This is a genomic window from Pseudomonas sp. PB103 (genome assembly GCF_009764635.1).
GTDB lineage: Bacteria > Pseudomonadota > Gammaproteobacteria > Pseudomonadales > Pseudomonadaceae > Aquipseudomonas.
In genome coordinates, this window is sequence record NZ_RWIL01000034.1 from 38159 (window position 1) to 57156 (window position 18998).

17 protein-coding genes and 1 pseudogene are annotated in these 18998 nt (G+C 59.6%); 10 read left to right on the forward strand and 8 right to left on the reverse strand.

Annotated features, from left to right (window positions below; all coding sequences use genetic code 11):
- Positions 1-13: 13 nt before the first annotated feature.
- From EJA70_RS06040 to EJA70_RS06050, 3 genes are all read right to left on the reverse strand, one after another.
- Complete coding sequence (locus tag EJA70_RS06040; RefSeq protein WP_158830137.1) at positions 14-2407, reverse strand: fimbria/pilus outer membrane usher protein; 2394 nt, start codon at positions 2405-2407, stop codon at positions 14-16.
- Positions 2404-3120 (reverse strand): fimbria/pilus chaperone family protein, encoded by a 717-nt coding sequence (locus tag EJA70_RS06045; protein ID WP_158830138.1) that lies wholly within the window; start codon positions 3118-3120, stop codon positions 2404-2406. The genes EJA70_RS06040 and EJA70_RS06045 overlap by 4 nt, the downstream gene beginning before the upstream one ends.
- Positions 3121-3281: 161 nt before the next feature.
- On the reverse strand, positions 3282-3953 hold the full coding sequence (locus EJA70_RS06050) for a DUF1120 domain-containing protein (RefSeq protein WP_158830139.1): 672 nt from the start codon (positions 3951-3953) through the stop codon (positions 3282-3284).
- Positions 3954-4309: 356 nt separating this feature from the next.
- Between EJA70_RS06050 and EJA70_RS06055 the strand changes: the two genes are divergently transcribed.
- A complete protein-coding gene (locus EJA70_RS06055; RefSeq protein WP_158830140.1) occupies positions 4310-5872 on the forward strand; it encodes a phospholipase D family protein in 1563 nt (520 codons plus the stop codon).
- A gap of 185 nt (positions 5873-6057) precedes the next feature.
- On the opposite strand, the gene EJA70_RS06060 is transcribed toward EJA70_RS06055, so the two are convergent.
- Positions 6058-7203, reverse strand: a complete 1146-nt coding sequence (locus EJA70_RS06060) for an MFS transporter (RefSeq protein WP_158830141.1) — start codon at positions 7201-7203, stop codon at positions 6058-6060.
- Positions 7204-7538: 335 nt separating this feature from the next.
- Positions 7539-9032, reverse strand: coding sequence for an aldehyde dehydrogenase (locus EJA70_RS06065; RefSeq protein ID WP_047596781.1), 1494 nt, complete (start codon positions 9030-9032; stop codon positions 7539-7541).
- A gap of 239 nt (positions 9033-9271) precedes the next feature.
- Here EJA70_RS06065 and EJA70_RS06070 point away from each other — a divergent pair, with 239 nt between their 5' ends.
- Positions 9272-9634: a cupin domain-containing protein gene (locus tag EJA70_RS06070; RefSeq protein WP_008086800.1), complete on the forward strand. Its 363-nt coding sequence runs from the start codon at positions 9272-9274 to the stop codon at positions 9632-9634.
- A 207-nt stretch (positions 9635-9841) separates the two neighbouring features.
- Here EJA70_RS06070 and rpmG read toward each other — a convergent pair whose 3' ends face one another.
- Both rpmG and rpmB read right to left on the reverse strand, forming a co-directional pair.
- Positions 9842-9997: a 50S ribosomal protein L33 gene (rpmG, locus tag EJA70_RS06075; RefSeq protein ID WP_003177274.1), complete on the reverse strand. Its 156-nt coding sequence runs from the start codon at positions 9995-9997 to the stop codon at positions 9842-9844.
- An 11-nt stretch (positions 9998-10008) separates the two neighbouring features.
- Complete coding sequence (rpmB, locus tag EJA70_RS06080) at positions 10009-10242, reverse strand: 50S ribosomal protein L28 (protein WP_007920377.1); 234 nt, start codon at positions 10240-10242, stop codon at positions 10009-10011.
- 448 nt (positions 10243-10690) lie between these two features.
- Between rpmB and EJA70_RS06085 the strand changes: the two genes are divergently transcribed.
- Positions 10691-12277, forward strand: coding sequence for an ABC transporter substrate-binding protein (locus tag EJA70_RS06085; protein ID WP_158830142.1), 1587 nt, complete (start codon positions 10691-10693; stop codon positions 12275-12277).
- Between the two features lie 131 nt (positions 12278-12408).
- Here EJA70_RS06085 and radC read toward each other — a convergent pair whose 3' ends face one another.
- Entirely contained in the window at positions 12409-13083 is a 675-nt protein-coding gene (radC, locus tag EJA70_RS06090; RefSeq protein ID WP_158830143.1) for a DNA repair protein RadC, read from the reverse strand.
- A 135-nt stretch (positions 13084-13218) separates the two neighbouring features.
- Between radC and coaBC the strand changes: the two genes are divergently transcribed.
- The 7 genes and pseudogenes from coaBC (at position 13219) to EJA70_RS06125 (ending at position 18931) form a co-directional block, all read left to right on the forward strand.
- Positions 13219-14427, forward strand: coding sequence for a bifunctional phosphopantothenoylcysteine decarboxylase/phosphopantothenate--cysteine ligase CoaBC (gene coaBC, locus EJA70_RS06095; protein WP_158830144.1), 1209 nt, complete (start codon positions 13219-13221; stop codon positions 14425-14427).
- A gap of 5 nt (positions 14428-14432) precedes the next feature.
- Positions 14433-14888: a dUTP diphosphatase gene (dut, locus tag EJA70_RS06100; protein WP_034152055.1), complete on the forward strand. Its 456-nt coding sequence runs from the start codon at positions 14433-14435 to the stop codon at positions 14886-14888.
- Positions 14889-15212: 324 nt separating this feature from the next.
- Positions 15213-16589 (forward strand): annotated as a pseudogene (locus tag EJA70_RS06105) (phosphomannomutase/phosphoglucomutase); the annotation flags it as partial.
- Between the two features lie 17 nt (positions 16590-16606).
- Positions 16607-17512 carry an acetylglutamate kinase gene (gene argB, locus EJA70_RS06110; RefSeq protein WP_003229488.1) on the forward strand — a complete coding sequence of 302 codons (906 nt, stop codon included), beginning with the start codon at positions 16607-16609 and terminating at the stop codon, positions 17510-17512.
- Between the two features lie 206 nt (positions 17513-17718).
- Positions 17719-17970 carry a hypothetical protein gene (locus EJA70_RS06115; protein WP_008086460.1) on the forward strand — a complete coding sequence of 84 codons (252 nt, stop codon included), beginning with the start codon at positions 17719-17721 and terminating at the stop codon, positions 17968-17970.
- 18 nt (positions 17971-17988) lie between these two features.
- Entirely contained in the window at positions 17989-18561 is a 573-nt protein-coding gene (locus EJA70_RS06120; protein ID WP_008086459.1) for a hypothetical protein, read from the forward strand.
- Positions 18548-18931, forward strand: a complete 384-nt coding sequence (locus tag EJA70_RS06125; RefSeq protein WP_008086457.1) for a hypothetical protein — start codon at positions 18548-18550, stop codon at positions 18929-18931. The genes EJA70_RS06120 and EJA70_RS06125 overlap by 14 nt, the downstream gene beginning before the upstream one ends.
- The last annotated feature ends 67 nt before the right edge of the window (positions 18932-18998 follow it).

The window sequence follows — 18998 nt, forward strand, 5'->3', positions numbered from 1 at the left end:
GATAATTCCTCAATCACGCGTCACTGCAACGCGCGGACGCAGATTCGTAAAGGTCATCGGGATCGGCTTCTTCAGCCAGTTCGAAGGTCAGATGACAGCGCGAGCCATCGGCCTTTTGCACGTGCAGCGCAGCGTCCGCCTGAATGTCGGAGAGAAAAATCCGTCCGTCATCGAGCACGCTGGTGACGTAGCGGCCCTGCTCATCAAACACGCCGAAACCCTTGCCGACGACTTGATCATCGGCCGTGTGTGCGTGCAGCAAGACGCGCCGGGACGTGACCATGTGAAACTCCAGCCGCTGCACCGAACCGCGCGCCGCTGCGATCTCGCGGTAGCCGTTGAGCACGTCGACATTGCGCGCCAGGCTCGCGGTGTCGATCTCCACCCGTGTGTTGCGATAGGCCGGCACGCTGGCCACCACCGCGCGCCCGGCGGCGTCCGTCCACACTGGCCCGTAAGGCGTGCGCAACTTGACCCCGGCGGCATCTCCGGCCTTGAGCAAGGCAAAGGTCTCGCGCACGGTGTAGGGCGATAAAGTCAGGCCTTCGCTGTGCAGCGCGACGCCGCCCCGTGCGCCGAAGTCGTAACCGGTCGAACCGGAGCCGCGCTGCGAATACCCCAGATCAACCTGGGTGTAACGCGGCAGCAAGTTGAGCCGGCCACTGACATCCGCCTCGCCGTTTTCCGGGCGCTCGACCGTGGCGCTGTAGGCCACGGCGTCGTTGATCTGCTGATTCAGACGCAAGCCGCTGCGGGTGCCGCTGAGGTCGTCCTTGCGGACAAAACTGCGCAGCGCGCCGTTGCGCCCCATCGGCACGCTGACCGTCAGATAGGTCGCAAAACCACGGCTGTCATGCGCCGAACCGCCCATGTCACGCTCAAGACTCAACGACACGCTGGTGCGCTGAAACATCCGTGACCACGAGGCGCTGAGGCGCGAACTGGTGTCATCTTCAAAATCGGTGAAGCGTGAAAATCCACCGGAAAACGAGCCCAACAACAGACTCGCACCGCTGAGCCCGAGGGTCATCTGGTTGCGAATGCGTTGATCCGGTTGATCGGTGTCGCGATTCCACGTGGTATCGGACAACGTGCGAAAACCGTGCACTTGCTGAGTGACCGACAGGTTAGCCGAGACGCGCTCGGTCAGCGCCGTGCTCAGGCTGAGCTGGAACTGCGCGCCCAACTGGTCTTCGCGACGGGCGCGGGACACCACCTGTCGCAACCCCAGCGCCGTGCGCGGCAACAACGGAATTTGCAGCGCCATCCCGGCCGATTGATAGTCGCTGCCGAGCATCGCGCCTGCCGTCAGTTGCTTGCCGGCGGCCAAACGCCAATCCTTGCTCGCCGCGACGAAATCAGGCGCGTCGCGATCATCGCGGGCATAGCGACGAACACGTCCCGCCGTCACCGCGAAACCCGGCTGGCGGCCCGGCGCCAAACCACCAAGGCTGTCTCCGGGAACGATAAAACTGCGTTGCTGGCCATCCTCTTCGTATACGGTGACGTCCAGATCCAGACTCTGGCTGAGCAGCGGCAACCCCACCAGCGAAAACGGCCCCGGCGGCACCAGCGTGGTGTAGATCAGCGCGCCGTTCTGCCGAACCTCGACCCGAGCGGCGGAATAGGCGATGCCTTCGACGTGGGCGCCTTCACTGTCTGCTTCCAGCTCCCTCAACGCGGCTTCAGGCTGCAACTGCACACCGGTGAAAGCCTCGCCAGCAAACAACGGCGAGGCCATGTTGAGCTGACCGAATTGCACGTTGGTTTGCAGCGACTCGAAAGTGCGCGAAGCGTAGGCATACAGATGCTCGGTCTGGCTGCTGCCATCGAACGCCGCGTAAGACTGACGGCTGCGCAGCGCCCAGTCGTTGATGTTCAAACCCAGCTCGGTGTTGAGGCTGCGGTAGTGTGTGGTCTGGCCAACGTACTCGTTGCCCAGCACCAGCGCGTCGTAGTTGAACAGCGCAGCGCTGCCACCGTGCGCGTAGTTGCGACGCGCCGCAGCCGTCGGCGCCACGAGCCCGGTGGGCAGCAGCAGTTCGATCTGTTCCTTGCCCGGATCAAGCCGCGCGATCACGCCGTCGAAGCTGTCGACGAAGCGCGTGCAATCAAGGTTCGGCAGCGCCTCGACGCGCATATTTGCCTGTTCGAGCAACGTCTCGGTGGTGCACAACTCGCCCTGCTCGTCGAACGTCGCCAGCACTCGTCCTTTCGGCACACCGTTGACGCTGAGCAACACCGAATGCGCCCCCTGCTGAAAGCGCGGCGCGTCCTGAAAGTATTCCGCCAGTTGCAGATCGAGCCCACGGGCGCGCAACACGTTCGGGTCGAAAGTGACCGACTCGGCGCAGGCATTCGCCGACGCCAACAGGCTGAGCAGCGCGAGTCTGTGACGGTAATTCATTCACCGGTCACCAGCGGTGCATCGAAATTGCCCGCGGCGAAACCGTACATCGTCGCCGGGTACAGACGCACCTGAGTCGCCGTCGCGGGCAGCGGCGATGCGGACGTCAGACGCAGTTTTTCCCCGGGCAAAATGTAGCTGCGGCCCAGATCCACCGAAGCCTCGCCGGGCAACAGATTGACGGTATTGGCCAGCCGCACCACGTAAGGGCTGGGATTGCTGACCTGCAGTTGGGTGTCCTGCACTGACCACTTCAGCAGCGTCCACGGCTGGCGTTCGATGGGCAGGTTTTTCGGGCGCAGAATCGCGGGAATGTTCTGTTTTACGGTCAGGCTGACCCGCGCGTTGCTACCCTTTTCCAGCGGCTGGATGCCTTCGAAAATCACCCGCTTGAGGCGCTCGGTTTGCAGCGGCTCGGCGCTGCGCAGAATGAATCGCACCAGTTGCGTGCCACCGCTTTCCACCCGCGCCACCGGCGGGGTCAGCAGCAACAGCAGCTCGGTGTCTTCCGGGACATTTTCAATGCTGGTGTGCAGGAGGGCCGGGAGCGGTTCAGTGTTGGTGATGTTGATACTGGCTTCGCCGGTGGACTCTTCGAGAATCAGGATCGGCGTTTGCGGCACCATGCCGGCGGCGTCCGCCACGGATGTTGCGCTCGATAGAAGCAGCACCGCCATCAGGGCGGTGGTCGAAAAACGTTGAATTTGAGGCATGACGATTCCCTGGCGCCCCATTTTTCGCACCGTCGGCGCAAGGGCCCATCGTTGAAACACAAACGTAAAAAGGTGCGCCTATGGCGCAGAAAAACGACGCACCGCAAGGACTGCGGCGCGTGTTTGATCAGGTCGAGAGTGTGCTCACGACATCCCTGGACTCAGAGGTAAACCAGCTCGAACGTCGCGGAGCCGTCCAGAGTGATGTCCGAGCCTGTAGGCAGCGCATTCGCCGGGCCGACGACTGGAACCAATGTCATTGGGAGGGTGTGGATGCGGCCGTTGCTTGGGCCTTCAGCGATGCTGCGTCCCCAGGAATAATGCAGATAACCACCGCTGGAAGCGTTTTTGCCGACAAGCGTCGAACTCGGCTGATTCCAGGTTGGCCCACCAATTCCGCCACCTTGTTGGTACATGAGGCTCATCGCTGCGCTGTCCACCGTTGGCGTGCCATGACGCAAGCCGTAACCACCAATCTTGACCCCGCTGGCGGCGCCCATGCCGTAGATGTACATATCTTCTGCGCGGCCATCGATGGTGATGCCTTGTAACTGCGTCGCCGCCTGGTTGTCGTGCACTTTCACGGCGACCGGCACCTGCCCATTGCAGGTCATGCTCAGCGTAATGTTTTTCAAAGCCAGCTCGGTTTGCACATTGGCATTCAAATCCGCCGCCGAGATCTTGCCCAGATCAACAAGGCTGCCCCCGGCAAAACTTGGCGTGCACGCGGTAGGAATAATCGTGCCGCTAACCGTGAGGCTGGCACTTTCTGCGAGAGCAAGAGCAGGCAACAACGTAGCCACCACCGTGGCGCTGATGAAAAGCTTTTTCATGAGAAATTCTCGTTCCGTAAGAATTAAAAGGACGACAGCAAGAAGCGTTCTGTCTGGCGAGAAATAGCGAAATTTCCTGCCTGACAACGCCCGGCCATTATTGCGATTTGCCCCCGTTTCCGATGTAAGACGAAGTTACAAAGCACCCAGAGAAAATTCGCCTGAGGCCGTAGCTGACAGGAGTAGGAGAAATGCCCTACTTCAGAAATTCTCATTTCCTGCCCGTCGGTCATTGCCTACACGGCGCTCAAGCCCGGCTGTTTACGACCGCAGATTTTTCCTGAATCAACCGTTGCCGATGACGGTCATAACCCGTGCCATACTCCGATCCCTACTCACACGCGGAATGATCCGACTTGCGATCCAGCCCTCTCCTGCTTCTGATACTCGTGTTGTCCCTCGCCGGGTGCGCCAGTGTCGATGTGCAACGCGAACCCAGCCAGGCCTTGCCGGCCAGCAGCTCGGCTTTTGGCCGTTCGATTCAGGCTCAGGCCGCGCCGTATGAAGGCCGCTCCGGCTTCCGCCTGCTGTCCAACAGCACCGAATCTTTCACTGCCCGCGCCGAGCTGATCCGCCACGCGCAGGTCAGCCTCGATTTGCAGTACTACATCGTCCACGACGGCGTCAGCACGCGAATGCTCGTCGAGGAACTGCTCAAGGCTGCCGACCGTGGCGTGCGCGTACGCATCCTGCTCGACGACACCACCAGCGATGGCCTCGACCAGATCATCGCCACGCTGGCGGCGCATCCGCAGATCCAGATTCGTCTGTTCAATCCGCTGCACCTAGGCCGCAGCACCGGCGTCACCCGCGCGGCCGGGCGCCTGTTCAACCTGTCGCTGCAACACCGGCGCATGCACAACAAACTGTGGCTGGCGGACAACAGCGCGGCCATCGTCGGCGGGCGCAATCTGGGCGATGAGTATTTCGATGCCGAGCCGAACCTGAATTTCACCGACATCGACATGCTCAGCATGGGGCCGGTGGCCGAGCAGCTCGGGCACAGTTTCGACCAGTACTGGAACAGCGCGCTGAGCAAACCAATCGAAGAATTTCTCTCGAGCAAGCCGACCGCCAAAGACTTGCAGAACACCCGCACGCGCCTGGAAGAATCGCTGGAAGAAACCCGCAAACAGAATCACGCGCTGTATCAGCAGCTGATGACCTTCACCACCGAGCCGCGCATGGACATCTGGCGCAACGAGCTGATCTGGGCGTGGAATCAGGCATTGTGGGATGCGCCGAGCAAGGTGCTGGCCAAGGACGAACCTGACCCGCAATTGCTGCTGACCACGCAACTGGCGCCGGAACTGAAGAACGTCAGCAAAGAGCTGATCATGATTTCGGCGTACTTCGTGCCGGGGCAACCGGGGCTGGTGTACCTGACCGGGCGCGCCGATGCGGGTGTTTCCGTGAGCCTGCTGACCAATTCGCTGGAGGCCACCGATGTGCCGGCGGTGCATGGCGGTTATGCGCCGTACCGCAAGGCACTGTTGGAGCACGGTGTGAAACTGTATGAACTGCGCCGCCAGCCTGGGGATAACTATGGCAGCGGCCCGCATGTGTTTTACAGCAAGTCGTTCCGTGGCTCGGATTCGAGTTTGCACAGCAAGGCGATGATTTTTGACCGGCAGAAATCGTTTATCGGCTCGTTCAACTTTGATCCGCGTTCGGTGTTGTGGAACACCGAGGTCGGGGTGTTGGTGGACAGTCCGGAGCTGGCTGAGCATGTGCGTGAGCTGGCGCTGCAAGGTATGGCGCCGGCGTTGAGTTATCAGGCGAAATTGCAGGATGGCCAGATTGTCTGGGTCACTGAAGACAATGGCCAGATGCATACGCTGAGCAAGGAGCCGGGGAGTTGGTGGCGACGGTTCAATGCGTGGTTCAGCACCAGCGTCGGCCTGGAACGCATGTTGTAATCCAACAAAGATCTTGGATTTAGAGGGCTTTTGTGGCGAGGGGATTTATCCCCGATGGGCTGCGAAGCGGCCCCAAAATATTCGGTGTTTCAGATATATCGAGTTCACCGGTTTTGCGACTGCTGCGCAGCCGATCGGGGATAAATCCCCTCGCCACAAGGTAATCACTCGATTCAGAGTCGGGGTTAAGCAGGTTCGGTCACCGGGCCGAATGCGCCTTGGCGCAACAGCAGAATCACCAACCCAAACGCGCCGATCGCCATCAGCAGCGGCAACGCATGTCCGCTGATCCACTGACTCCCCGCCCCCGCCGCCAACGGCCCGATCAGGCATCCTACACCCCAGAGCTGTGCGATATGCGCATTCGCCCGCACCAGCGCATCATCGCGATAACGCTCGCCAATCAGAATCAACGACAGCGTGAACAAGCCGCCTGCACTGGCGCCAAATAACACCCACAACGGCCAGATCAACAGCGTATCGAGCAACAGCGGAATCGCCAGACTCGACAGCATCAACACCACCGCGCAACCGGCAAACAACGTACGTCGTGACAGGTAATCGGCCAACGCGCCAATCGGCAATTGCAGCAATGCATCACCGACCACCACGGTGCTGACCATCGCCAAAGCGATCTCAGCAGTGAATCCCTGTTGCAGGCAATACACCGGCAGCAGCGTCAGGATCATTGCCTCGAACGCCGCGAACAACGACACCGCCCAGGCAATCGCCGGCAGGTCGCGAGCAAAACCCCACAGGTCGCGGAATGTCACGCTGCTCGCTTCACTGCTCGGCGCACCGCTGCGGCCCAACAACAGCAACGGCGAAACCAGCAGCAGGCCGACGCCGACCCAGAACCCGTAATCGTCTTCAGTGCCGAGCGCGCCCAGCAGCAACGGGCCAGACAACTGGCTCAACGCATAACTGCTGCCGTACAGCGCCACCAAGCGACCGCGCCAGTTCTCGACCACCAGTTGATTGATCCAGCTCTCGCCGAGGATGAACACGATGGTCAGGATCACGCCGATCATCAGCCGCAGCAGCAGCCAGATCGGGTAACTCGGCAACAGCGCCAGCAGACCGATCGACAACGCCCCGGCCCACAGGCACAGGCGCATCAGGTTGGCCGTGCCGAAGCGCGCCGCCAGATGACTGGAAATCTTCGCGCCGAGCAACACGCCAATCGCCGGCATCGCCGCCATCACACCAATGGCGAAAGAGCCGTAACCCCATCCCTCCAGACGCAACGACACCAACGGCATGCTGACCCCCAGGGCCAGGCCGACACTCAAGACAGACGCCAACACGGCGAAATACGTCGCCCAACGCATGGTCCACGCTCCTGTGGATAATTATTATTGGAGGCCACATCAAACAAATGTGGGAGCGAGCCTTTGTGGTGAGGGGATTTATCCCCGTTGGGTCGCGTAGCGGCCCCAAAACCTGCAAGCGCGATGTATCAGGTACACCGCGCGCATTGATTTTGCGACTGCTTCGCAGCCGAACGGGGATAAATCCCCTCGCCACAAAAGCTCGCTCCCACAGGGATATCTGTTTGGTCAGGAAACCCGCTCCCACAGGGGATATCTGTTTGGCAGGAAGCCCGCTCTCACAGAGGATCTCTGTTTCGTCTGGAAGCCTGGCGTGACCAGGCTCCCTTAACGGCTTACAGCTTGATCCACGTCGCTTTCAGCTCGGTGTATTTGTCGAACGCGTGCAGCGACTTGTCGCGGCCGTTACCCGACTGTTTGAAACCACCAAACGGTGCGGTCATGTCGCCGCCGTCGTACTGGTTGACCCACACGCTGCCGGCGCGCAGCGCTTTGGCGGTCAGGTGCGCTTTGGAGATGTCTTGTGTCCACACCGCAGCGGCCAGGCCATACGGCGTGTCGTTGGCAATCTGGATGGCTTCTTCAGCGGTATCGAAAGCGATAACCGACAGCACTGGCCCGAAGATCTCTTCCTGAGCGATCTTCATCGCGTTGCTCACGCCGTCGAAAATCGTTGGCTCAACGTAAGTGCCGCCGGTTTCCTGAAGAATGCGCTTGCCGCCGGCGACCAGTTTGGCGCCATCGGTATGACCGGATTCGATGTACGACAGCACGGTGTTCATCTGCTGCGTGTCGACCAACGCGCCGACGTTGGTCGCCGGATCCAGCGGGTTGCCCGGTTTCCAGGCTTTCAGCGCCTCGATCACCATCGGCAGGAATTTGTCTTTGATCGAACGTTCGACCAGCAGACGCGAACCGGCAGTGCAGACTTCGCCCTGGTTGAAAGCGATGGCGCTGGCGGCGGATTCGGCAGCGGCTTGCAGATCCGGCGCATCGGCAAAAACGATGTTCGGGCTCTTGCCGCCGGCTTCCAGCCAGACGCGTTTCATGTTCGATTCGCCAGAGTAGATCATCAGTTGCTTGGCGATCTTGGTCGAACCGGTGAACACCAGCGTGTCGACATCGTTATGCAGGGCCAGCGCCTTGCCGACGGTGTGACCGTAGCCCGGCAGCACGTTGAGTACGCCTTTCGGGATACCGGCTTCAACGGCCAGCGCCGCGATGCGGATGGCGGTCAGCGGCGATTTTTCCGATGGCTTGAGGATCACCGAGTTACCGGTCGACAGCGCCGGACCGAGTTTCCAGCAGGCCATCATCAGCGGGAAGTTCCACGGCACGATGGCGCCGACCACACCGACGGGCTCGCGGGTTACCAGACCGAGTTGATCGTGCGGCGTCGCTGCCACTTCGTCGTATATCTTGTCGATCGCTTCACCGCTCCAGCTCAGCGCTTGCGCCGCGCCCGGAACGTCGATGTACAGCGAATCGCTGATCGGCTTGCCCATGTCGAGGGTTTCGAGCAGGGCCAATTCTTCGGCGTGCTGCTTGAGCAGGCTGGCGAAACGGATCATGGTGGCTTTGCGTTTGGTCGGTGCCAGACGCGACCACACGCCGGAATTGAAAGTAGCGCGGGCGTTTTCCACGGCGCGCTGCGCGTCGGCGGCGTCACAGCTGGCAATTTTGCCGAGCAGACGGCCATCGACCGGGCTGATGCACTCGAAGGTCTCGCCGGAGACGGCGTCGGTGTATTCGCCATTCAGGTAGGCGCGGCCTTCGATTTTCAGGTCGCGGGCGCGTTGTTCCCAGTCGGCACGAGTCAGGGTGGTCATTTCGAGTGTCCTCCGCTTGTTGAATACGAGCGCCGCGCGATCTTCGCCAGCGTCCTCAAGAATTCTGCCCGGCCAGCCGGTTTTTCGGCCAGAGGCACCCGCCACCCTAAACCAGCGGCCGGGGTTGTTTCAATATATTTGACATAAGGTGGCCATACGGCCTTGCGGTGTTGATTTTAATCAACATAGACTTTGGCCCTTTCCAGCCAATCGCGCCGTATTCACGGGGGATAACAACAATGAACATCCAGAACGTCGTCGACATCAGCCTGACCAGCAGCGAAGCCGAACGCTATCGCCCGGATCCGGCGAAAGTGCTCAAGGGTGATCCTGAACAAGCTGTGTTCCATCAATACGACAGCCCTTGTGGGCAGATGGGCGTTGGCGTGTGGGAAGGCGCGGTTGGCCAGTGGACGGTGAACTACACCGAACATGAATATTGCGAGATTTTGCAGGGCGTGTCGGTGCTGCGTGACAGCGATGGCAATGCCAAGACGTTGCGTGTTGGCGACCGCTTTGTGATTCCGGCGGGGTTTCGAGGCACCTGGGAAGTGCTGGAGGCTTGCCGCAAGGTCTATGTGATCTTCGAACAAAAGGCTTGAGGATTTTTGCTGGCTGATCCGGCCCTATCGCTGGCAAGCCAGCTCCCACAGGGGAAATTGGTGTTCACAAAATTGTGTTCAACACAAAAACCTGTGGGAGCTGGCTTGCCAGCGATGAGGCCAGACCAGACACCACAGAAATCCAAGGCAACAAAAAAGGCCCGTATCGTGAGATACGGGCCTTTTTCGTAAGTCGGGAAAAATCAATTACTTGATTTTGCCTTCCTTGTAGATCACGTGCTTGCGAACAACCGGATCATATTTCTTGATCTCGATTTTGTCCGGGGTAGTACGCTTGTTCTTGTCGGTAGTGTAGAAGTGACCAGTACCGGCGCTCGAGATCAAACGAATCAATTCACGCATGATTAGCTCCCTTAAATCTTGCCATCGCGGCGAAGTTCGGCGAGCACGACAGTGATGCCACGCTTGTCGATGATGCGCATGCCTTTGGCAGATACGCGCAGACGCACAAAACGTTTCTCTTCTTCAACCCAGAAGCGGTGATGCTGCAGGTTCGGCAGGAAACGACGACGGGTTTTGTTGTTTGCGTGGGAAATGTTATTCCCAGTCACCGGACCCTTACCGGTAACTTGACATACTCTCGACATGCCTCAGCCCTCTAAAACCACATGCCCAACCCGGCATGGGTTGGCCGCTTAATCTCTCAGTCATTTGGCGCCAGGCGCCGCGTTTCTTTAGAGGTCTTACCGGCTACACCTACAGTGAAGGAACCGGGCCCCTAGAAAAGAGCGCTGCTTTATACCAGAAAGACCGGGGTGCAACAACTTTCCGTGTGCAATCAATCCACAAAAAAGCGTTTTTTCGACCTGCGAACGCTTTGGATAAAGGCCGGCACCGGTTTTTACCACTCGTCGAAGAAAATCATCCGCACACGGCTTTCAGACTTTTTGCGCAGCGCCGTGGTCTGAAAAACCGCCATCACTGTGCCCTTAAAATGCAAAAAGGGGATAGTCATTTGTAATCCAGCCCTCTAGGGTAGGCCTTTTCCAGACTGCACTTGCAGATGGGCCTTCGATCTGTAAAAGGAAACCGACCATGCGCCTCGCTGCCCTACCCCTGTTGCTCGCCCCGCTCCTGCTGAGCCCTCTGGCCCAGGCCGCCGCGCTGAGCGTCTGCACCGAGGCCAGCCCGGAAGGGTTCGACGTGGTGCAATACAACTCGCTGACCACCACCAACGCCTCGGCCGACGTGCTGATGAACCGTCTGGTGGATTTCGACACCGCCAGCGGCAAAGTCGTGCCGAGCCTGGCCGACAGCTGGGAAGTCAGCACCGATGGCCTGACGTACGTGTTCAAACTGCATCCGCAGGTGAAATTTCACACGACCGATTACTTCAAGCCGAGCCGCGAGCTGACCGCTGAAGACGTCAAATTCAGTTTCGACCGCATGCTCGACCCGGCGAACCCGTGGCACAAAGTCGCCCAAAGCGGTTTCCCGCATGCGCAGTCGATGCAGTTGCCAGCACTGATCAAGAAGATCGACGCCCTCGATCCGCTGACCGTGCGCTTCACCCTTGATCATCCAGATTCGACTTTCCTGGCAACCCTGAGCATGGGCTTCGCCTCGATCTATTCTGCCGAATACGCCGACAAACTGATGAAGGTCGGCGCGACGGACAAGCTCAACAGCCAACCGATCGGCACCGGCCCGTTCGTGTTCAACCGCTTCCAGAAAGACGCGGCAATCCGTTACAAGGCCAACCCGGACTACTTCGGTGGCAAGCCTGCAGTCGATCCGCTGATCTTCGCCATCACCCCGGACGCCAACGTGCGCCTGCAAAAGCTGCGACGTAACGAGTGCCAGATCGCCCTGTCGCCGAAACCACTCGACGTACAAGCCGCGCTGAAAGAGCCGACGTTGAAAGTCGAAAAAACTGACGCGTTCATGACCGCTTTCGTTGGCATCAACAGCCAGCACCCGCCGCTGGACAAGCCGGAAGTGCGTCAGGCGATCAACCTCGCCTTCGACAAGGCCAACTACATCAAGGCTGTGTTTGAAGATACCGCCGAAGCAGCGAACGGCCCTTACCCGCCGAACACATGGAGCTACGCCAAAAGCCTGCCGGGCTACCCGCACGACATCGCCAAAGCCAAGGCGCTGATGGCCAAGGCCGGATTGAAGGACGGTTTCCAGACCACCATCTGGACGCGCCCATCGGGCAGCCTGCTTAATCCGAATCCAAGCCTCGGCGCACAGATGCTGCAGTCGGATCTGGCAGAGATCGGCATTCAGGCAGAGATCCGCGTGATCGAGTGGGGCGAGCTGATTCGTCGCGCCAAGGCTGGCGAGCATGATCTGTTGTTCATGGGCTGGGCCGGCGATAACGGCGACCCGGATAACTTCCTCACGCCGCAGTTTTCCTGCGCGGCAGTCAAGTCGGGGACTAACTTCGCGCGCTACTGCAATGCCGATCTGGACAAGCTGATCAGCGCCGGCAAGACCACCAGCGAACAAGGTGTACGCACCAAGCTGTACGAGCAGGCGCAGGCGCAGATTCAGCAGCAGGCGTTGTGGTTGCCGCTGGCGCACCCGACCGCTTACGCGCTGACGCGCAAAGACGTGCAGGGCTACGCCGTCAGCCCGTTCGGCCGCCAGGACTACTCCAAGGTCAACCTCAAATAACCGCAACAACACAAACCCTGTGGGAGCTGGCTTGCCAGCGATGACGGCAGCAAATTCAACACTATTGCCGCCTGAAATTCCGCCATCGCTGGCAAGCCAGCTCCCACAGGGTTTTGCGGTTCTTGTTAAACCTACATCCAGCCGCACTCCGCCATCGACAGCGGCTCGCCGTCACCGATGATGAAGTGATCGAGCACCCGTACATCAATCAGCTCCAGCGCCTTTTGCAAACGCTTGGTCAGCAATCGATCCGCCTGACTGGGATCAGTGCTGCCCGACGGGTGGTTGTGGCAGAGGATCACGGCGGCGGCGTTATTGGCCAAAGCGCGCTTTACGACTTCTCGGGGATGCACGCTGGTGTTGTCGATCGAACCGCGAAACAGCGCCTCGAAATTCAGTACTTGATGCATTGAGTCGAGAAACAGACAGCCAAATACCTCATGGGGCTCATGCCGAAGCATCGCTTTAAGGTAATCGCGCACGACTTGCGGATTCTCCAGCGCCGGTTTCTTGCGCATGCGCTCGGCCAGATGCCGGCGCGCCATTTCCAGCACCGCCTGCAGTTGGGCATATTTCGCCGGGCCGAGGCCCAATTGTTCACTGAACGCTGCCAGATCGGCTTCAAGCAAAACCCGCAGGCTGCCGAATTGGTTCAACAGATGTCGCGCCAGATCCACCGCGCTTTTACCAGAGACCCCGGTGCGCAAAAAAATCGCCAGTAATTCAGCATCGGAAAGGCTTCCCGAACCCTGTTCCAGCAGCTTCTCCCGCGGGCGTTCCGCCGCAGGCCAATCGCGAATACTCATAGCACTTCCCTGTCTGTGGGCGCCGCTGTTCCGTAGCGGTCGCTGTGATATCTTAGCCCATCTTTTTTGCGGGCGAATTCACCCTGGGGAGGGGGTTTCGCCACGTATGTCACCCACGAAATGAAAGGCAGACCTATGCAGCGGCTGTATCGGAAACGCATCGTTCTGGGCGTCGGCGGCGGCATCGCGGCCTACAAGAGCGCCGATCTGGTTCGTCGCCTGATCGATCAGGGCGCCGAAGTGCGCGTGGTCATGACCCACGGCGGCGCCGAATTCATCACCCCGCTGACCATGCAGGCACTGTCCGGCCACCCGGTGCACCTCGACTTGCTCGACCCGGCCGCCGAAGCCGCGATGGGCCACATCGAACTGGCCAAGTGGGCCGATCTGGTGCTGATCGCCCCGGCCACCGCCGACCTGCTCGCGCGTCTGGCACAGGGCATTGCCAATGATTTGCTGACCACGCTGGTACTCGCCACTGACGCTGTCGTCGCTGTCGCGCCGGCAATGAATCAGGCGATGTGGCGCGATCCGGCGACCCAGGCCAACCTGCAACTCCTTGAAAGTCGTGGCCTGAAGACCTTCGGCCCGGCCTCGGGCAGTCAGGCCTGCGGCGACGTCGGCATGGGCCGGATGATGGAAGCCACCGATCTGGCGCAATGCGCGGCGGACTGCTTCCAGCGCGAAGCGCTGACCGGCAAGCACGTCGTTATTACCGCCGGCCCGACTCAGGAAAACATCGACCCGGTGCGCTACATCACCAACCACAGCTCCGGGAAAATGGGCTTTGCCCTCGCCGAGGCGGCGGTGGAAGCCGGCGCCCGCGTCACGCTGATCAGCGGCCCGGTGCACTTGCCGACGCCGGATCGCGTCACGCGTATCGACGTGGTCAGCGCCCGCGACATGCTCGCGGCTTGCGAAGCCGCGATCCCGTGTGACGTGTTCATTTCCTCGGCAGCGGTTGCGGACTACCGCCCGGAAGTCGTTGCCCCGCAAAAACTCAAGAAAGATCCTACGAGCGGTGACGGCTTCGTCCTGCAAATGGTGCGCAACCCAGACATTCTGGCCACCATTGCGACCCGTCCCGACCGTCCGTTCAGTGTCGGCTTTGCCGCCGAGACCGAACACCTGCTCGACTACGCTGCACGCAAGCTGAAGGACAAGAATCTCGATCTGATCGTCGCCAACGACGTCGCCAACCCGAGTATCGGTTTCAACAGCGAAGAAAACGCCTGCAGCGTGATTGACCGTGCGCTGCACGCCACGGTTTTCGCCCAGACCAGCAAGAGCAAGATCGCTCGCCAACTGGTCACTTTTATCGCCGAACGTCTGAACCAGGTTTAATTTACATGCACGCTTTGCAAGCCAAGATCCTCGACCCACGCATCGGCACCGATTTCCCGCTGCCGCAATACGCCACCCCGGGCTCCGCCGGCCTCGACCTGCGCGCCATGCTGGATCAGGACATCGTGATCAAGCCGGGTGAAACCGTGCTGATCCCCACCGGTCTGTCGGTTTACATCGGCGACCCGAACCTCGCCGCGCTGATCCTGCCGCGCTCGGGCATGGGCCATAAGCACGGCATCGTGCTGGGCAACCTCGTCGGCCTGATCGACTCCGATTATCAGGGCCCGCTGATGGTGTCCTGCTGGAACCGTGGCCAGAGCGATTTCACCATGACCGTCGGCGAACGCCTGGCGCAATTGGTGCTGGTACCGGTGGTACAGGCGCACTTCGAAATGGTTGAAGAGTTCGTCGAAACCGAACGCGGCACCGGCGGGTTTGGCCACACCGGCACCAAATAACCGAACACATCTCCTGTAGGAGCTGCCGCAGGCTGCGATCTTTTGATCTTGATCTTAAAAAACAAAGTCAAAAGATCGCAGCCTTCGGCAGCTCCTACAGGGGAAATTTGTGCAATTTGTGCGACAGGTTTTAACACCGTAAATCAAGGTTTTGCCGGCCGAAAGCCACGCCAGCCGAGGCGTCATGGCCCTTTCATACCACGAACTCTCAGTGGAAAACGCCGTCATACCCTTCAGTTTGAGCCTGCCGTCGAACGATTCGTCGGTCTGTCCCGCCACTTTCGAGATGGAGCATTTCCGTAGATGAGCACCCCAGCCAAGATCGCCCCGAAGCTGCCCGACAGCATTTTCCGCGCCTATGACATTCGCGGCACCGTGCCGGAATTCCTCAATGCCGAAACCGCTTACTGGATCGGTCGCGCCATCGGTTCGCAGAGCCTGGCTCAGGGTGAACCAAACGTGTCCGTCGGTCGCGACGGTCGCTTGTCCGGTCCTGAGCTGGTTGCCGAGCTGATTCGCGGTATCGCCGAGAGCGGCTGCCATGTCAGCGACGTTGGCCTGGTGCCAACGCCGGCGCTGTACTACGCCGCCAACGTGCTGGCCGGCAAGTCCGGCGTGATGCTCACCGGCAGCCACAACCCGTCGAACTACAACGGTTTCAAGATCGTCATCGCCGGCGACACCCTCGCCAACGAACAGATCCAGGCCCTGCACGAGCGCCTCAAGACCAACAACTTGAGCAGCGGCACCGGCAGCGTCACCCAAGTCGAGATCCTCGACCGCTACAACACCGAAATCGTTCAGGACATCAAACTGGCGCGACGCATGAAAGTCGTGGTCGACTGCGGCAACGGCGCGGCCGGCGTGATCGCCCCGCAGCTGATCGAAGCGCTGAACTGCGAAGTCATCCCGCTGTTCTGCGAAGTCGACGGCAACTTCCCGAACCATCACCCGGATCCGGGCAAGCCTGAAAACCTCGTCGACCTGATCGCCAAAGTAAAAGAAACCAACGCTGATATCGGCCTGGCTTTCGACGGCGACGGCGACCGTGTCGGCGTGGTGACCAATACCGGCAGCATCGTTTACCCGGATCGTCTGCTGATGCTGTTCGCCCGTGACGTGGTTGCGCGCAACCCGGACGCGGAAATCATTTTCGACGTCAAATGCACCCGCCGCCTAGTGCCGCTGATCAAGGAATACGGTGGTCGTCCGCTAATGTGGAAGACCGGCCATTCGTTGATCAAAAAGAAAATGAAACAATCCGGCGCGCTATTGGCCGGCGAAATGAGCGGGCACATCTTCTTCAAGGAGCGCTGGTTCGGTTTCGACGACGGCATCTACAGCGCTGCACGCCTGCTGGAGATCCTCAGCAAGGAAAAATCCACCGCGGAAGAGCTGTTTGCGACCTTCCCGAACGATATTTCTACGCCGGAAATCAATATCCATGTGACCGAAGAGAGCAAATTCAGCATCATTGATGCACTGCACGACGCACAGTGGGGCGCAGGCGCTGACCTGACCACCATCGACGGCGTGCGAGTCGATTACGCCAAAGGCTGGGGCCTGGTGCGCGCATCCAACACCACGCCGGTGCTGGTGCTGCGCTTCGAGGCCGATGACGAGGCTGAATTGCAGCGCATCAAGGACGTGTTCCACGCCCAACTGAAACGCGTTGCACCTGATCTCCAACTACCGTTCTGATCCACCCGGAGCCCTGAATGACCCTCGAACGCGAAGCCGCCGCCCATACCGCCCAGGTCCTGTCCGAAGCGTTGCCTTACATCCGACGTTATGTCGGCAAGACCCTGGTGATCAAATACGGCGGCAACGCGATGGAAAGCGAGGAGCTGAAAACCGGCTTCGCCCGCGACATCGTCTTGATGAAAGCCGTGGGCATCAACCCGGTGGTTGTGCACGGTGGCGGCCCGCAGATCGGTGATCTGCTCAAGCGCCTGTCGATCGAAAGCCACTTCGTCGATGGCATGCGCGTCACCGACGCGGCGACCATGGACGTGGTCGAAATGGTTTTGGGCGGTCAGGTCAACAAAAGCATCGTCAACCTGATCAACCGCCATGGCGGCAGCGCCATCGGTCTGACCGGTAAAGATGCCGGGCTGATTCGTGCGAAGAAGCTCACCGTGACCCGCCAGACGCCGGAGATGACTCAACCGGAAATCATCGACATCGGTCAGGTCGGCGAAGTGGTCGGGATCAATACCGAACTGCTGAACCTGCTGGTCAAAGGCAACTTCATCCCGGTCATCGCGCCGATTGGCGTGGGTGAGAACGGCGAGTCGTACAACATCAACGCCGACCTGGTCGCTGGCAAAGTGGCCGAAGCGTTGAAAGCCGAAAAGCTGATGCTGCTGACCAACATTGCCGGCCTGATGGACAAGTCGGGCACCGTGTTGACTGGCCTTAGCACCCAGCAGGTCGACGATCTGATCGCCGACGGCACCATCTACGGCGGCATGCTGCCGAAGATCCGTTGCGCGCTGGAAGCGGTTCAGGGCGGCGTCGGTAGTTCGTTGATCATCGACGGTCGTGTGCCGAACGCGATCCTCCTGGAAATCTTCACTGATACTGGTGTGGGTACGTTGATCAGCAATCGCAAGCGTCCTTGATCGGTAATCGCTGAACAGCAAAAGATCGCAGCCTGCGGCAGCTCCTACAGAAACGTCGTTTTGTACGAAGTCCCTGTAGGAGCTGACGAAGTCTGCGATCTTTTTTATGCGCGCAAGAAACGTCCGACATAACTCAGCGAAACGTCCGACATTCCCTCCGAACAAATCTCCCTAGAATCTTCCCTTCATCCACCGGAGATTTACCCATGCAAAAAGATTACGTCCCTTACGGCAGCGATGTTTCCCCTGGCACTTACGAGTGCGTCGATTGCGGCCATCAGTATTCCAATCAAGCCAAAACCTCGATGCCACCGTGCCCGCAATTTCGCAAAACAGCACATGCGTTGAATGGCTGGAAAATCCTCACCGGCCAAGGTGATGCGATCAAAGACCCATATCCGGAAAAGCCTGCCGACATCAAAAGCGCCGAGGTCATCACGCCCTCGAACAAAAAATAAATCCGGAGCGCCTGAGCCATGCAGATCTCGTTCACGATCGACGCCGACGCTTTCGAGCTGGAACAAAAGGAACCGGTCAAGAAAACCTTGCGCATCGGCGACGCGGAAATCGCCCACGCCCTGCAGCGTATCGCCAAGGCCAGCCTGACCGAATACCTGAAAATGCTGGTCGAGGGCGGCATGCCCAGCCGTGCTGACGAGGCCAAGCAGGATCGTCTGCTTTATCTGATTCAAAGCTACTTCGGGCAGACACTGCCGACCGAGTCGCAGATCTCGACGATCTTCCAGCTGACCCAGAGTCAAAGCAAAACCCTGCTGAAAAACACGGTGTCGCGCTTTCGCAATCAGCTCGACGACATCCTCCAGCACAGCATGCGTGCGGTGATCGAGACGGCTGAACATGCGCAGACCGTGTATCTGGTGGTGATCAGCTCGGACGTGATTCGCGATGAGCTGAACATGCTCATCACCCAGAACGAGCCAACCTTCAAACCCATCACCAAGCGCAAGGGCAGCGCCGGGCAGTTCGAGATCAGCGAGGATTCCCACGACTTGCTCTGCACGACGCTGGGGCTCAATGCCGTTCAGTGACATCGTCGCGGTCAGTGGCTTGCTGCTGACCCTGACCACGTTCATGTTCAATCTGGCTTGGCCGGCCCTCAGTGAGGCGTTGGCGCTTGATGAATACCAGTCGGGGCCGCTGAACAGAAAACGCAGCAGGGACAAGGTTCGGGAGGCTGTTTACGGGCGGGCGCTGCCGTTGACGTGCGCGTTTATGGCGCTGTTTTACGTCAACCTGCCGGCCGCGGTGGGGATTATTCGCAGCAGCACGCTGGATTTGTGGGATTTTGATGTGGATCGCACGCTGTACGTAATGGTCGTACTGGCGTTACTGGCGTTTGCACTGATCAACACGGGATTAACCGTGAAACTGCTCAGAAAATGGCGAAACCTGCGCTAAACCGACCCCCCTGTAGGAGCTGCCGAAGGCTGCGATCTTTTGATCTTAAAAAAAAAAATCAAAAGAT

Excerpts from the sequence above, each read along its gene's own strand:
- EJA70_RS06040 (WP_158830137.1), bottom strand. The coding sequence starts at position 2,407 with ATGAATTACCGTCACAGACTCGCGCTGCTCAGCCTGTTGGCGTCGGCG.
- EJA70_RS06045 (WP_158830138.1), bottom strand. The coding sequence starts at position 3,120 with ATGCCTCAAATTCAACGTTTTTCGACCACCGCCCTGATGGCGGTGCTG.
- EJA70_RS06050 (WP_158830139.1), bottom strand. The coding sequence starts at position 3,953 with ATGAAAAAGCTTTTCATCAGCGCCACGGTGGTGGCTACGTTGTTGCCT.
- EJA70_RS06060 (WP_158830141.1), bottom strand. The coding sequence starts at position 7,203 with ATGCGTTGGGCGACGTATTTCGCCGTGTTGGCGTCTGTCTTGAGTGTC.
- EJA70_RS06065 (WP_047596781.1), bottom strand. The coding sequence starts at position 9,032 with ATGACCACCCTGACTCGTGCCGACTGGGAACAACGCGCCCGCGACCTG.
- EJA70_RS06070 (WP_008086800.1), top strand. The coding sequence starts at position 9,272 with ATGAACATCCAGAACGTCGTCGACATCAGCCTGACCAGCAGCGAAGCC.
- rpmG (WP_003177274.1), bottom strand. The coding sequence starts at position 9,997 with ATGCGTGAATTGATTCGTTTGATCTCGAGCGCCGGTACTGGTCACTTC.
- rpmB (WP_007920377.1), bottom strand. The coding sequence starts at position 10,242 with ATGTCGAGAGTATGTCAAGTTACCGGTAAGGGTCCGGTGACTGGGAAT.
- EJA70_RS06085 (WP_158830142.1), top strand. The coding sequence starts at position 10,691 with ATGCGCCTCGCTGCCCTACCCCTGTTGCTCGCCCCGCTCCTGCTGAGC.
- radC (WP_158830143.1), bottom strand. The coding sequence starts at position 13,083 with ATGAGTATTCGCGATTGGCCTGCGGCGGAACGCCCGCGGGAGAAGCTG.
- coaBC (WP_158830144.1), top strand. The coding sequence starts at position 13,219 with ATGCAGCGGCTGTATCGGAAACGCATCGTTCTGGGCGTCGGCGGCGGC.
- dut (WP_034152055.1), top strand. The coding sequence starts at position 14,433 with ATGCACGCTTTGCAAGCCAAGATCCTCGACCCACGCATCGGCACCGAT.
- argB (WP_003229488.1), top strand. The coding sequence starts at position 16,607 with ATGACCCTCGAACGCGAAGCCGCCGCCCATACCGCCCAGGTCCTGTCC.
- EJA70_RS06115 (WP_008086460.1), top strand. The coding sequence starts at position 17,719 with ATGCAAAAAGATTACGTCCCTTACGGCAGCGATGTTTCCCCTGGCACT.
- EJA70_RS06120 (WP_008086459.1), top strand. The coding sequence starts at position 17,989 with ATGCAGATCTCGTTCACGATCGACGCCGACGCTTTCGAGCTGGAACAA.
- EJA70_RS06125 (WP_008086457.1), top strand. The coding sequence starts at position 18,548 with ATGCCGTTCAGTGACATCGTCGCGGTCAGTGGCTTGCTGCTGACCCTG.